This is a genomic window from Bradyrhizobium sp. CCBAU 53338, from assembly GCF_015291665.1.
Taxonomy (GTDB): domain Bacteria; phylum Pseudomonadota; class Alphaproteobacteria; order Rhizobiales; family Xanthobacteraceae; genus Bradyrhizobium.
Map to the genome: position 1 here is coordinate 6,165,101 of NZ_CP030048.1, position 13,879 is coordinate 6,178,979.

12 protein-coding genes are annotated in these 13,879 nt (G+C 66.2%); 5 read left to right on the top strand and 7 right to left on the bottom strand.

Annotation, left to right across the window (positions count from 1 at the left end):
* Positions 1–3: 3 nt before the first annotated feature.
* The 3 genes from XH90_RS28850 to XH90_RS28860 form a co-directional block, all read right to left on the bottom strand.
* On the bottom strand, positions 4–501 hold the full coding sequence (locus XH90_RS28850; protein WP_194477660.1) for a TPM domain-containing protein: 498 nt from the start codon (positions 499–501) through the stop codon (positions 4–6).
* 2 nt (positions 502–503) lie between these two features.
* On the bottom strand, positions 504–1,388 hold the full coding sequence (locus XH90_RS28855; RefSeq protein ID WP_194477661.1) for a YgcG family protein: 885 nt from the start codon (positions 1,386–1,388) through the stop codon (positions 504–506).
* Between the two features lie 136 nt (positions 1,389–1,524).
* Positions 1,525–2,133 carry a LemA family protein gene (locus tag XH90_RS28860; protein WP_194477662.1) on the bottom strand — a complete coding sequence of 203 codons (609 nt, stop codon included), beginning with the start codon at positions 2,131–2,133 and terminating at the stop codon, positions 1,525–1,527.
* Positions 2,134–2,305: 172 nt separating this feature from the next.
* On the opposite strand from XH90_RS28860, the gene XH90_RS28865 reads away from it, so the two are divergent.
* From XH90_RS28865 to XH90_RS28875, 3 genes are read left to right on the top strand one after another with little or no spacing between them, the layout of a single operon-like run.
* Complete coding sequence (locus XH90_RS28865; protein WP_194477663.1) at positions 2,306–3,157, top strand: enoyl-CoA hydratase; 852 nt, start codon at positions 2,306–2,308, stop codon at positions 3,155–3,157.
* Positions 3,158–3,162: 5 nt separating this feature from the next.
* The gene (locus XH90_RS28870) at positions 3,163–4,311 is read left to right on the top strand and encodes an acyl-CoA dehydrogenase family protein (RefSeq protein ID WP_194477664.1); all 1,149 of its coding nucleotides are present in this window, start codon (positions 3,163–3,165) and stop codon (positions 4,309–4,311) included.
* A gap of 15 nt (positions 4,312–4,326) precedes the next feature.
* Positions 4,327–5,523, top strand: coding sequence for an acyl-CoA dehydrogenase family protein (locus XH90_RS28875; protein WP_194477665.1), 1,197 nt, complete (start codon positions 4,327–4,329; stop codon positions 5,521–5,523).
* A gap of 45 nt (positions 5,524–5,568) precedes the next feature.
* On the opposite strand, the gene XH90_RS28880 is transcribed toward XH90_RS28875, so the two are convergent.
* The 3 genes from XH90_RS28880 to XH90_RS28890 form a co-directional block, all read right to left on the bottom strand.
* The gene (locus tag XH90_RS28880) at positions 5,569–7,893 is read right to left on the bottom strand and encodes a xanthine dehydrogenase family protein molybdopterin-binding subunit (protein WP_194477666.1); all 2,325 of its coding nucleotides are present in this window, start codon (positions 7,891–7,893) and stop codon (positions 5,569–5,571) included.
* Positions 7,894–8,004: 111 nt separating this feature from the next.
* Positions 8,005–8,880, bottom strand: coding sequence for a dihydrodipicolinate synthase family protein (locus XH90_RS28885; protein WP_194477667.1), 876 nt, complete (start codon positions 8,878–8,880; stop codon positions 8,005–8,007).
* 103 nt (positions 8,881–8,983) lie between these two features.
* Positions 8,984–9,949 carry a VOC family protein gene (locus XH90_RS28890; protein ID WP_194477668.1) on the bottom strand — a complete coding sequence of 322 codons (966 nt, stop codon included), beginning with the start codon at positions 9,947–9,949 and terminating at the stop codon, positions 8,984–8,986.
* A 182-nt stretch (positions 9,950–10,131) separates the two neighbouring features.
* On the opposite strand from XH90_RS28890, the gene XH90_RS28895 reads away from it, so the two are divergent.
* Both XH90_RS28895 and XH90_RS28900 read left to right on the top strand, forming a co-directional pair.
* The gene (locus tag XH90_RS28895; protein ID WP_194477669.1) at positions 10,132–10,998 is read left to right on the top strand and encodes a S1C family serine protease; all 867 of its coding nucleotides are present in this window, start codon (positions 10,132–10,134) and stop codon (positions 10,996–10,998) included.
* The gene (locus XH90_RS28900) at positions 10,995–11,366 is read left to right on the top strand and encodes a response regulator transcription factor (RefSeq protein WP_194477670.1); all 372 of its coding nucleotides are present in this window, start codon (positions 10,995–10,997) and stop codon (positions 11,364–11,366) included. The genes XH90_RS28895 and XH90_RS28900 overlap by 4 nt, the downstream gene beginning before the upstream one ends.
* Positions 11,367–11,513: 147 nt before the next feature.
* Here XH90_RS28900 and XH90_RS28905 read toward each other — a convergent pair whose 3' ends face one another.
* The gene (locus XH90_RS28905) at positions 11,514–13,850 is read right to left on the bottom strand and encodes a Tex family protein (protein ID WP_194477671.1); all 2,337 of its coding nucleotides are present in this window, start codon (positions 13,848–13,850) and stop codon (positions 11,514–11,516) included.
* Positions 13,851–13,879 lie beyond the last annotated feature (29 nt).

The following is a 13,879-nucleotide window of genomic DNA, read 5'->3' on the forward strand; positions in this document are numbered from 1 at the left end:
GGCTCATATCACCACCGGCTTGTCCGGCAGCTCGTTCGGATGCCCGCGGCCCGGCGGGAAATGTTTTGCCAGCTCGCGCGACACAGCCGCGATGCCGTCGATGACGCCGGGCTCGAACCGGCCGGCGCTGAATTCGACCTCCATCGCGCGGCAGATCGCCTCCCAGCCGGCAGCACCGACCTTCGCATCGATGCCGCGGTCGGCGACGATCTCGACGTCGCGATCTGCGAGCAGCAGGTAGATCAGCACGCCGTTGTTGTGCGCGGTATCCCAGATCCGCAAATGCGAGAACACGTCGAGCGCGCGCGCACGAGCGTGCTGATTGCGGAACAGCGGACGGCCGTCGAGCGCGCCTTCCACGACGAAGCGGACCTGGCCGGAATGCGTGGCTTCGCTTTGCTTGATCGCCTGCTCGATGCGATCGAGCACCTCCTGAGGAAACGCCTGCTTCGCGCGCCAATGGTGCTGGAGGAGATGCCTGGTGATACGCCTGATGCCCATGATTACCAGCTCCCCGAGGCGCCGCCGCCGCCAAAGCTGCCGCCGCCCCCGCTGAAGCCGCCGCTAGATGACGATCCGCTGCTCCAGCCGCCAGACGAGGAGCCGCTCGACCATGACCCGCCGCGCGACGACCCCGTCGATGCCGGAAACAGATCGGCGATGAAGGACAGCACGAAGCCGATGATCCCGGCGAGCAATGCCAACGCGCCGGATCCGAGGATGAGCAATGCGACGAAGCCAATCACGCTACCGGTTGCGACCGAGCCGAGCAGCCGCCCCAGCAACGCACGCAAGAATCCTCCGACCACGAAGGAGGCGAACAGGACGACCGGGGCGAGCGGCCCGATGTCGTCCAGATTGGCAAAATTCACGGTGCGTGAGGGAGCCGGCAGCGGCTCGCCGTCGATGACGCGCATCATCCGCTCGGCGCCGGCCGAGATGCCGCCGGCGAAATCACCCTCTCTGAATTTCGGCGTGATGACCTCGTCGATGATCCTCCGCGAGGTGACGTCGGTGAGTGCGCCTTCGAGGCCGTAGCCGACCTCGATGCGCAAGTGCCGGTCGTTCTTGGCAACGACCAGGATCGCGCCGTCGTCGACCTTCTTGCGGCCGATCTTCCAGGCTTCAGCCACACGGATCGAGAACTGCTCGATCGTTTCCGGGTCCGTCGTCGGCACGATCAGCACCGCGATCTGGCTGCCCTTGCGCGTCTCGAAATCGCCGAGCTCCTGCGAGAGCGCAGCGATGTCGCTGCTCGACAGCGTGCCGGTCCGGTCGACCACGCGGCCGGTGAGCTGCGGCACCGCGACGTCGGCCAAGGCGTGGACGACGAACGTGAATACAAGCGCAACAATGAGGGCAGCACGCCACCACATATTCGCTGTCATCGCCCGCCTCGACCGGGCTATCCGGTATTCCAGAGGCGCCAGCGGAACACCGAAAGGCCTCGGCGTTCTTGATCCCCCGCTTTCGCGGGGGATGACAGCGGTGGGTGCGGTGAAGCCCATGCGTAAAACGGCGCGATTACTTTGACGGCGCGGGCGCGGCGTTGAAATCGACCTTCGGCGCGGTCGAGATCTCCTTCTCGTTCTCGACCGTGAAGTTCGCCTTCGCCTTGTAGCCGAACATCATCGCGGTGAGGTTGCTCGGGAACGAGCGGATGGTGACGTTGTACTCCTGCACCGACTTGATGTAGCGGTTGCGCGCGACCGTGATGCGGTTCTCGGTCCCCTCCAGCTGCGACATCAGATCCTTGAACAGCGCGTCAGACTTGAGCTGCGGATAATTTTCGGTAACGACAAGGAGCCGCGACAGCGCGCTGGAGAGCTCGCCCTGGGCGGCCTGGAATTTCTGGAAGGCGGCGGGATCGTTGAGCACCTCGGGCGTCGCCTGGATGCTGCCGACCTTGGCGCGGGCATTGGTGACGCCGAGCAATACGTCCTTTTCCTGCTGCGCAAAGCCCTTCACCGAGTTGACGAGGTTGGGCACGAGATCGGCGCGGCGTTGATACTGGTTCACCACCTCGGACCAGTTGGCCTTGATCTGCTCGTCCTGGCTCTGGATCGCGTTGTAGCCGCAATTGGTGAGGCTGAGCGAGGCCAGCGCCGCCAGCACGGTCAGGATCTTGCGCATCAAATTTCTCCCGGTGGAATCGGGGGCAAGCTACCAGATTGCGCGCACACGGCGCCAGATATCCCGACCGGACGGCGCGAAAAGCAGCCGGCTGACGCAAGCCCCTTGCCTAGCACCACGCGACATAGTCAACTCGAAGCAAACAAGACGAAAAGCAGCAGGGGAACGCGCCATGTCCTCGTTCGAGACCATCCTCGTGGAGCGGCCGGAGCCGGCGATTGCCAGAATAGTCATGAACCGGCCCGACGCGCGCAACGCGCAAAACCTGCAAATGACCTACGACCTCAACGCCGCCTTCGACGCGGCGGTGCAGGACGACGCGGTCAAGGTCATCATCCTCGCCGGCAACGGGCCGCATTTCTCGTCCGGCCACGATTTGCGCCCTGGCGGCAAGAACGCCGCAGGCACAGATTTTCCGCCGGTAGGAAATTGGGGCGGCTTTGCCGAGGCGAACGCCCACGGCCGCTTCGCGCGTGAGCAGGAAATATATCTCCAGATCACGCGGCGCTGGCGCAACCTCGCCAAGCCCATGATTGCGGAAGTGCACGGCAAGTGCATCGCCGGCGGCTTGATGCTGGCCTGGGCCTGCGACCTCATCGTCGCCAGCGACGATGCGCAGTTCTGTGACCCGGTCGTGACGATGGGCGTCTGCGGCGTCGAATGGTTCGTGCATCCCTGGGAACTCGGCCCCCGCAAGGCCAAGGAATTCCTGTTCACTGCCGACAGCTGGAGCGCGCAGGAGGCGCATCAGCTCGGCATGGTCAACAGGGTCGTACCGCGTGCGGAGCTGTCATCGCGCGTGCTGGAGCTGGCACGCCGAATCGCAGCAAAGCCGTCCTTCGCGCTGAAGCTGACCAAGGAAGCCGTGAACCGCTCCGTCGACGTGATGGGCCAGCCCGCAGCGATCGACCAGGCCTTCGCCCTGCATCAGCTCTGTCACGCCCACAATCTTCAGGAGTTCGGCATGGTGGTCGATCCATCCGGACTGCATCCTTCCGTGCGCAAGCCGGCGGCCGCGGAGTAAACGCCATGGATCTCAATCTCACCGACGAGCAACGGCTGCTGCGCGAAAGCGCGGAGCGCTTCGTGGCCGAGAGCTACGATGCCGACCACCGCCGCAAGACCGCCAATGATCCACTCGGCTTCAGCCCTGATGTGTGGAAGCAGTTTGCGGATCTCGGCTGGCTGGCGCTGCCGATTCCGGAGGAGTTCGACGGCCTCGGCGGCGGGCCGGTTGAGATCGGCATCCTGATGGAAGCGTTTGGGCGCGGGTTGGTGTCCGAGCCGTATGTCGCGACGGTCGTGCTGGGCGCAGCGCTGATCGAGCGATGCGGCAGCACGGCGCAGAAGCAGGCGAGCCTGCCCGAAATTGCCGACGGATCATTGAAGGTTGCGTTCGCGCATTCCGAGCGTGCAGCGCGGTTCGATCTCGCCAAGGTCGCGACGTCAGCGACCAAGACGGCGCAAGGCTGGCGTCTTTCCGGCAGCAAGGTCGCCGTGCTCGATGGCCATGCCGCTGACGAGATCATCGTCTCCGCGCATCTGCACGACCATCAGGGACCGTCGGGGCGGATCGGCCTGTTTCTGGTGTCGGCAACGGCCCAAGGGTTGTCGATCTCGGATTATCCGCGCCTCGGCGGCGGGCGGGCTTGCAACATCGAACTCGCCGACGTGCAGCTGCCGGCAGATGCCCTGCTCGGTGACGGAAAGGACGCGCTGCCGGCAATCGAATGGGCGGTCGATCGCGCCATGGCTGCGCTCGGGGCGGAAGCCGTCGGCATCATGCAGACGCTGCTCGATACCACGCTCGAGTACACCAGGATCCGAAAGCAATTCGGCCGGCCGCTCTCCGCCAACCAGGTGATCCGCCACCGCCTCGCCGACATGGCGATCCAGGTCGACGAAGCCCGTTCGATGGCGCTGCGTGCCGCGCTGAAGGCCGACAGCGCGCCGATGGAACGTGCTCGCACAGCTTCGGCTGCGAAGGCGAAGATCGGCAAATGCGCCCGCTTCGTCGGCGAGCAGTCGATCCAGCTTCACGGCGGCATGGGCGTTACCGAGGAGCTCGAGGTCGGCGCCTATTTCAAGCGGCTGGTCGCCTTCGAGACACTGTTCGGCGGCACCGCGCACCATTATGCCCGCCACGCCCAGCTTGACCGCACCATCAAAGCTGCCTGACACAAGGAGCGCATCATGGACCTCTCGTTCAATGCCGAGGAGCGCGCCTTCCAGAGCGAGGTGCGGAGCTTCATCGCCAAGAATCTCACCGAGGATATGAAGCGCGCCACTGCGCTGACGCCGTCGGTGTTCTCCGATCCCGACATCGGCATGGCCTGGCAGCGCGCCTTGCACGGCCGCGGCTGGGGCGCTCCGGGCTGGCCGGTCGATCATGGCGGCCCCGACTGGACGCCGGCGCAGCGCTGGATCTTCGAGAGCGAATGCGCGCGGGCCGGCGTGCCCAATGTGAACGTGATGGGCGTGAAGATGGTCGGCCCCGTCATCATCGGTTTCGGCTCGCCGGAGCAGAAGAATTTCTATCTGCCGCGGATTCTCTCTGGCGAGGATTATTGGTGCCAGGGCTATTCCGAGCCGGGGTCCGGCTCCGACCTCTCCTCGCTGAAGACCCGCGCGGTGCGCGACGGCGACGACTACATCATCAACGGCACCAAGATCTGGACCACGCACGCCCATCACGCCAACCGCATGTTCGCGCTTGTGCGCACCAGCGACGGACCGCGGCAGCAGGACGGCATCAGCTTCATCCTGATCGACATGGCGACGCCGGGCATCACCACGCGCCCGATCCTCACCATCGGCGGCGACCACGAGGTCAACCAGGTCTTCTTCGACGACGTGCGCGTGCCCGTGGCCAACCGCGTCGGCGACGAAGGCAAGGGCTGGACCTACGGCAAATATCTGCTCGAGTTCGAACGTGGCTCCGGCATCGCGTCAGCCAAGCTGCGCGAGGGACTCCGAGCGATCACCGAACTCGCGGAGTCCGATCTGACGGGACGCGCCATCGACAGCCCCGATATCGCCGCGCGCATCTCCGAGGTCGAGGTCGACATCGACGCGCTTGAAATGACCGAGCTGCGCGTGCTCTCGGCGCTGCAGACAGGGCAAAATCCCGGCGCGGTGTCGTCGATCCTGAAGCTGCGCAACAGCGAGATCCGGCAGGCCGTGACGCGGTTAGGGGTCGACGTCATCGGCCACGACGCACTCGCGGTCGAGCCGATGCGCCCGCTCTACAAGCTCAACCACGAGCCGGCGCTGCCTGAGGACATGCTGACGGTCGTGCCGGAATATCTCAACGGCCGCGCCTACACGATCTTCGGCGGCACGTCGGAGATCCAGCGCGATATCATTGCGAAGATGATGCTGGGGATCTGAGGGGGACGGCGCCACACGTTCCGCCGTCGTCCCGGACAAGCGCGCTTAGCCCGCCACCTTCGCGTCCCTGATCGCCTTCCAGATCTTCTGCGGCGTCAGCGGCGTATTCAGCTGGCTGATACCGAGCTCGGCGAGCGCATCCATCACGCCGTTGGTGACGCAGGGCGGCCCACCGATGGCACCGGATTCACCGCAGCCCTTGGCACCCAACGGATTGGTGCGGCAAGGCGCGGAATCGTCCAGCGTCACGACAATGGGCGGCACATCGTCGGCGCGCGGGATGCAGTAGTCCTGGTAGCTTGCCGTCAGAAGCTGACCGTCGGCATCGTAGGACACGCCCTCGTACAGCGCCTGGCCGATGCCCTGCGCGACGCCGCCATGGATCTGCCCCGTCACCAGCATCGGGTTCACGGCGACGCCGACGTCGTCGACGGTGGTGTAGCGCACGACCTTTGATACGCCAGTCTCCGGATCGATCTCGACCTCGCAGATATGCGTGCCGTTCGGCCAACTGGGACCATCAACCTCGCCCTCGGAATCGACGCTGAGCTTGGCGCCAGCCTCCTTCTCGGCGATGTCGAACAGGCTGATGCGGCGATCGGTGCCGACCACGGTGAGCATGCCGCCCTGATATTCGATGTCCTCGACCGAGGTCTCCAGCACATTCGCCGCCTTCTCGCGCGCCTTCTGGATCAGATCGTTCGAGGAGACCGCGACCGCGGTACCGCCGACGAACAACGAGCGCGAACCGACGCTGCCGAAACCCATGGCGAGATCGGTGTCACCTTGGACGACGTCGATCTTGTCCATGGGGATGCCGAGCGTGTCGGAGATCATCTGGGTGTAGGTGGTCTGCAGCCCCTGCCCCATCGCCATGGTGCCGGAATGCAAGATGACGCGGCCCTGCGAGGTGGCGTGCAGGCTGACCTTCTCGGTGTGGGCGCGACCGCCGGTCCATTCGATGTAGGAGGTGAGCCCGCGGCCGTAGAGCAGGCCCTTCTTCTTCGCCGCCTTCTTGCGCGCGGCAAAACCGTCCCAGTCGGCGAGCGTCACCGCACGGTCGAGCATGTGTGCGAAGGCGCCGGAATCGTACACCTGCCCCGCGGCATTCGTGTAGGGCAGCTGCGCCGGCTTGATGTAGTTCGCCTTGCGGATCGCGCGCGGATCCATGCCGATCTTGCGTGCAGCGGCGTCGAACAGACGCTCGACGATGAAGACCGCCTCGGGGCGGCCCGCGCCGCGGTAGGCGCCGACCGGTGCGGTGTGGGTCATCACCGACTTGATCTCGAAATGCACCAGCGGCAAATCGTAGACGCCGGTCTGCACGAACGGCCCGAGCACCAGCGGAATGATGTTGGCCGCGCCCGAGGAGTACGCGCCGGTGCAGCCGATCGAGGTGACGCGATAGGCCAGCACCTTGCCCTTCTCGTCCAGAGCAAAGGATGCGGTCGAGGTGAGATCGCGGCCATGGGTGCCGCCGACGAACTCGTCGGTGCGATCGCCGCGCCAGCGGATCTTCTTGTTCAGCTTGGTCGCGACATAGGCGACGATGCCGTCTTCCGGATAGAGATTGGTCTTCTGCCCAAAGCCGCCGCCGATGTCGCCGACCAGCACGCGCACGCTGTCCTTGGGACGCTTCAATACGGCTTCCGCCAGCACATCGCGGGTCGAGGCCGGGGTCTGCGACTGCACATGCAGGAGGAGCCGGCCGGTCTTCTTGTCGATCTCGGCGATGGTCGAGCGCGGCTCCATGGCCGAGGGCACAAGGCGCTGGCTGACGAGATCGAGCTCGACGGTATGCGCGGCCTTGGCGAAGGCCTCGTCCACCTTGGCGGCATCGCCATAGCTCATCGCGCCGACGATGTTGTCGGGCGCCTCCGGCCATACCACCGGCGCACCGGGCTTCACGGCCTCGACCGGATCGACCACCGCGGGCTGCACGTCGTACTCGACCACGATCACTTCGGCCGCGCTCTGGGCCTCTGCGCGCGACGAAGCCACCACCGCAGCCACCGCTTCGCCGGTGTAACGCACGACCTCATGAGCGAGCAACCGGCGCGGCGGCACCGTCATCGGCTTGCCGTCGGGGCGCTTGAAGATGCTCAGCGTCGGGATGCTGCCGACGTCGTCCTTGATCAGGTCGGCTCCGGTATAGATCGCGGTGACGCCGGGCATCGATGCCGCTGCGCTGGTGTCGATCGAGACGATCTTCGCGTGCGCATGCGGCGAGCGCAGCACGTGCAACCACAGCGCGCCGTCCTCCGGCATGTCGTCGATGAATTGCCCCTTCCCGGTGAGCAGCCGCTGGTCTTCCAAACGCTTGACGGGCCGACCCGCTCCGAAACGCAAACTGCCGGGAAGAATGTTCATTCCTTAGGTCCTCTAAGCCTCAAAGTGCGGGCGCCTTTTAGCGGATCGAGACAGGCGAGACCAGCCGCGGTTTTGGGCGGAAATGCCGCGCTTTCGGCATAATAAGAGCGCTTAGCCGAGCTCTTTGAGCGCAGCTTCCACCACCTTGCGCGCATCGGCCGTCAACGCGGCCTGCGGCGGAACGGGATCGCCGACGTCATAGCCCTGGATCGCGAGGCCGGCCTTGATGCAGGCCGCGAGGTTGAAGCGGGCGAAGGCCTCGTTGATGCGCCACAGCTTGCGCTGGAGCGCCATGGCCTCGTCCCAGCGGCCGGCCTGGCAGAGATCATAGAGCTTAACGCTCTGGCGCGGGATGATGCAGGCCGGTCCCGCCATCCAGCCAAGGCCGCCGATCAGCATCACCGCGGCCGGGATATGGGCAGAGGCCGAGAACACGCGCAAGGAATCGCCGCAGCGATTCATGATCGAAAGCAGCCGCCCGGTGTTGGTCGAGGCGTCCTTGATGTAGCCGATGCGCGGATGCTCGGCGAGGCGCGCGATGACGTCGAGGGTCAGATCCGAGCGCTGGAATTGGGGATTGGTGTAGAGGACGACGGGAATGTCCACGGCATCCGCGATGCTGCGGAAATAGGATTCGATCTGGGCATCATTGAGCGGGAAGTAGGCCTCCAGGATCGCCAGAATGCCGTCGGCACCGAGCTTCTGGCAGGCCTGTGCCTGCGCCACCGCATCCGCCGTCGAGGTCGACGCAACGCCCGCCACCACGGGTACCCGCCCCTTCGCAGCCTCGATCGTGGTCCGCACCACGGCCAGGCGCTGCGCGGCATTGAGATAGGCGAACTCGCCGGTCGAACCGAGCGGCGTCAGCCCGTGCACGCCGGCGCCGATCAGATCGTCGCAGAGCGCTGCAAGCACGTTGGTACGCACGGTGCCGTCAGCATCGACGGGCGAGACGAGATAGGGAAAGACGCCGCGAAATTCTGTCATGTCGGGAATGAAGTCCGGGGGAGCCGAGTTCGGTCGGGCAGGCGCGCGATCCATGGCGTGCTACCATGGGCTCCTATTGCCAGCAAGCGAACGCGCGGGCCGCTTACACCTTGAGCAGCCGCACCCGCGTGCCCCAGGGATCGACCGCCTCGACGCCGTCAGGCAGCTGCGCCATCTGCGCGCCGCCCTCGCGCAGGCGCTCCTCCTGCGCGGCGAGGATGTCCCGCTTCTCAGTCACCAGCGAGAACCAGGCGAGCCCTGTCGCGGCATCGTCGCGCTGGCCGGCGCCCTGACTCTGCCAGACGTTCATGCCGAGATGGTGATGATAGCGCCCCGACGACAGGAAGGCGGCGCCGTTGCGGCTGCGGGTCGGGTCGAGGCCGACAGCGCCGTGGTAAAACTTCTGCGCCTGCGCGAGATCGCCGACACGCAAATGCATGTGGCCGACGCGTAGTCCGTCCGGCGCCCTGGCGTAATCGCTGACGCGCGTGTTGGTCAGCGACAACAAATCTGGGATGTCGAGCTCGTCGGTCGCCATCTTCACGCTGCCCTCGCTCCACTGCCATTGCGAGGGATCGCGGTCGGCATAGACTTCGATGCCGTTGCCTTCGGGGTCGTCGAGATAGACGGACTCGCTGACGAGATGATCGGCAAAGCCCGACAGCGGCACGCGGTGCGAGGCGGCGTGGACCAGCCAGCGCGCGAGGTCCTTGCGCGTCGGCATCAGGAACGCGGTGTGATAGAGGCCGGCGGCGTTTCGCGGCTCGATCGCAGCGTCGGGACGGGCCTCCAGCGCCAGCAACGCGATACCGGCCGTGCCGAGTTTCGCGGCAGTCGCCGAACGCCCCATCACGGTGAGGCCGATCACGTCGCGGTAATAGTCGGCGACCTTGCCGAGATTCCTCACTCGCAGCGTCACCATGCCGACCCGCATCGGCGTGCGGCTGGCATAGGTCGGCCCGCCGCCCTGCGGAACGCCCTCGGCGCGCGCGGCAGCCGCCGCGGCCATCGCGAGCGAGCTGGCCCCGGCGAGTTGAAGCAGGGTGCGGCGGGTGAGGTCGATGGTCATCGGTCGGGGCTCGCTGCAAATCGTTTGAGGCCGTCGGGCGCAATGTGGGGATTGCTACACGTTCCCGTGAGCGGCTCCAATCACATGTTCGTCGGCCGCGGCTTTGGGGACGACTGGCCACCCGGCCAGTTTCGCTGGCCGCCGCGACATCCCAGATTGGAGGCAGCTTACAGGAGCCTTCCATGACTGACCTCACCCCTCTCGCCTCGCTGTCGTCAGCGCTCTCAGACGTCGTCGCGCGCATCGCGCCATCCGTCGTGTCAGTGCATTCGCATCGCTCCCGCTCGACCGGCTTCGTCTGGAAGCCGGGCCTGATCGTCACCGCCGACGAGGCGCTGGCCGACGAAGGCGAGGTCGGAATCGTCCTTGCCGACGGCAGCACGGCCACCGCCGCGATCGTCGGCCGCGACCACACCACCGATATCGCGCTGCTGCGCGCCGACACCGGCATCACCCCGGTCGAGCTGGCCACGACAGTCCCCGCCCTCGGCGCGCTCTCTGTCGTGGTCGCCACCAACAGAGACACGGCGAGTGCGGCGCTCGGGATGGTCTCGGTCTCCGGCACTGGCTGGCGCTCCTTGCGCGGCGGCGAGATCGACGCACGGATCGAACTCGATGTTCGCCTGCGTCCGAACCAGGAGGGCGGCCTCGCCGTCGATGCTTCAGGCGAGGCTTTCGGCATGGCGGTGCTCGGGCCGCGCCGCGTTCTGGTGATCCCAACCGCAACGATCGAGCGCGTCGCGGCACAACTCGAAACGCGGGGCCGCATCGCCCGCGGCTATCTCGGGCTCGGCCTCCAGCCGCTGCGGCTCGACGACGGCGTCGGCGCGATGGTGATGAATGTCGACAAGGCAGGGCCCGCTGCCGCGGCCGGCATCCGCCAGGGCGATGTGATCGTGGCAGTCAACGACCAGAAGCTGTCCGGCGTGCGCGCACTGTTGCGCACCCTGGGACCTGCCAGCGTCGGCCGGGTGATCGACGTCGCGGTCCGCCGTGGCGGTGAACCAGCGAGCTTCAGGGTCACGATCGGCGAGAGGCCCGAGACGTGAGCGCGGACACCGCGCCCGAGATCGTGCTGTCGCTGGAGATCGACGATCCCGCACTGGCCGACCGCCTCGCGACCCTGCTCGGCAGCGTCGCGGGGCTTCGCCTTGCCTCGCCCGGCGAGCGCGCCAATGCGACCATCGTCGCGCGCGACCCCCGCGTCATGCCCGATGACATCGCGCTGACGCAGCGCGAGCTCGACGTGCTGGCGCTGATGGCGGAAGGCGCCTCCAACAAGATGATCGCGCGCCAGCTCAACATCTCCGTGCACACCGTGAAATTCCACGTCGGCTCGCTGCTCGACAAGCTGGATGCGACCGGCCGCACCGATGCGGTCGCGCATGCGGCGCGCCGCGGCGTGATCGAGCTCTGAGCGGGGAGCGACGATCTCTCCCCGTCACTGCGGAGAGCTCTCGCGGGGAAGCAACCCAGAGTCTTTCCGCGGTGGCAGCCTGGATTGCTTCGCTACGCTCGCAATGACGGGCGGATGGAGCTCGCCCTCTATGCGCTACTCGGCTTGTTACGCCCGTTTCCCGTTGTTCTTCTCCGCAGCCCGGCGCATCGCTTCGGCCAGCGCGCCGCCACCGCCGGATGGCTCCTGCTTGCGCGGGGCCGAGGAGGTCATGCGGGCCGGACTGCGTACGCTGTTGTCGCGCTGCATGCCGGGGGCGTCCTTCCTGGCGCCGACCTCGTCGTCGAGGCGGAGCGTCAGCGAGATGCGCTTGCGGGCGACCTCGAAGTCCAGCACCTTGACCTTGACGATGTCGCCGGGCTTCACGACCTCGCGTGGATCCTTGATGAAGTTCTTCGACATCGCCGAGATGTGCACGAGGCCGTCCTGGTGCACGCCGATGTCGACGAAGGCACCGAAGGCGGCGACGTTGGTCACGGTGCCCTCGAGGATCATGCCCTTCTGGAGATGCTTGATCTCCTCGACGCCCTCCTTGAACACCGCGGCCTTGAACGCCGGACGCGGGTCGCGGCCGGGCTTTTCCAATTCCTTCAAAATGTCGGTGACGGTGGGCAGACCAAAGGTCTCGTCGACGAAGTCCTTCGGCTTGAGCGTGCGCACGAGCTCGCTGCTGCCGATCAGCGCCTTGATGTCGCTCTTGGTCGCTTCGAGAATCCGGCGCACCACCGGATAGGCTTCCGGATGCACGCCGGAGGCATCGAGCGGGTCTTCGCCGCCGAGGATGCGCAGGAAGCCGGCGCACTGCTCGAACGCCTTCGGACCCAGGCGCGGCACGTCCTTCAGCGCCTTGCGCGACTTGAACGGGCCGTTGGCGTCGCGATGCGCGACGATGCTCTGGGCGAGGCCCGAGCCGACGCCCGACACGCGCGCCAGCAGCGGCGCGGAGGCGGTGTTGACGTCGACGCCGACGGCGTTCACGCAATCTTCGACCACGGCATCGAGCGATTTGGCGAGCTTGGCCTGCCCGAGGTCGTGCTGATACTGGCCGACGCCGATCGCCTTGGGCTCGATCTTGACGAGCTCGGCGAGCGGATCCTGCAGACGCCGCGCGATCGAGACCGCGCCGCGCAGGGTGACGTCGAGACCGGGCAGTTCCTCCGAGGCGAAGGCCGAGGCCGAATAGACCGACGCGCCGGCTTCCGACACCACGATCTTGGACATCTTGAGTTCAGCGAGGCCCTTGACGAGATCGCCGGCGAGCTTGTCGGTTTCGCGCGAGGCGGTGCCGTTGCCGATCGCGATCAGCTCGACGCGATGCTTGATCGCAAGCTTGCCGAGAATCGCGAGCGCCTCGTTCCACTGCCGCTGCGGCTCATGCGGATAGATCACGGCGGTGTCGACCACCTTCCCGGTCGCATCCGTCACGGCGACCTTGACGCCGGTGCGGTAGCCGGGATCGAGGCCCATGGTGGCGCGGGTGCCGGCGGGCGCGGCCAGCAGCAGGTCGCGCAGGTTCGAGGCGAACACGCGCACGGCCTCGGTCTCGGCCGCGTTCCACAGCCGCATGCGTAGGTCGATGTTGAGATGCACCTGGATCTTGGTGCGCCAGGCCCAGCGCACGGTGTCGATCAGCCAGCGATCGCCGGCGCGCTTGAGGTCGGCAATGCCGAACCGCTTCATGATCTTGAGTTCATAGGCGCCGGGTACGCCGGCGGGCGGCGCCTCCTCGGCCTGAATCTGCAGATCGAGGATCTCTTCCTTTTCGCCGCGGAACATCGCCAAAATTCTATGCGACGGCAGCTTGGTCAGCGGCTCGGAGAAGTCGAAATAGTCGGCGAACTTCTCGCCCTCGGTCTTCTTGCCGTCGCGCACCTTGGAGGCCATGCGCGCATTGGTCCACATGTCCTCGCGGAGCGCGCCGATCAGGTCGGCGTCTTCGTCGAAGCGCTCGACCAGAATGGCGCGGGCGCCGTCTAGCGCGGCCGCGGCATCCGCGACGCCCTTCTCGGCATTGATGAAACCTTCGGCAACGACCTTGGGATCGTTGCCGGGCTCTGCCATGAGCTGATTGGCGAGCGGCTCGAGGCCGGCTTCCTTGGCAATCTCCGCCTTGGTGCGTCGCTTCGGCTTGAACGGCAGATAGATGTCTTCGAGGCGTGCCTTGCTGTCGGCGGCGAGAATTGAGGCCTCCAGCGCGGCATCGAGCTTGCCCTGTTCGCGGACTGATTCGAGGATCGCCTTGCGGCGGTCTTCGAGCTCGCGCAGGTACACCAGGCGCTCCTCCAGGGTGCGCAATTGCGCGTCGTCGAGCGCACCGGTCGCTTCCTTGCGGTAGCGGGCGATGAAGGGAACCGTGGCGCCGCCGTCGAGCAGCGTCACCGCGGCCTCGACCTGCTCCGCCCGTACCCCAAGCTCCTGCGCAATTTTCTGGTTGATATTTGCCACGCGAGATTTCCTCTATATCCAAGCACGCG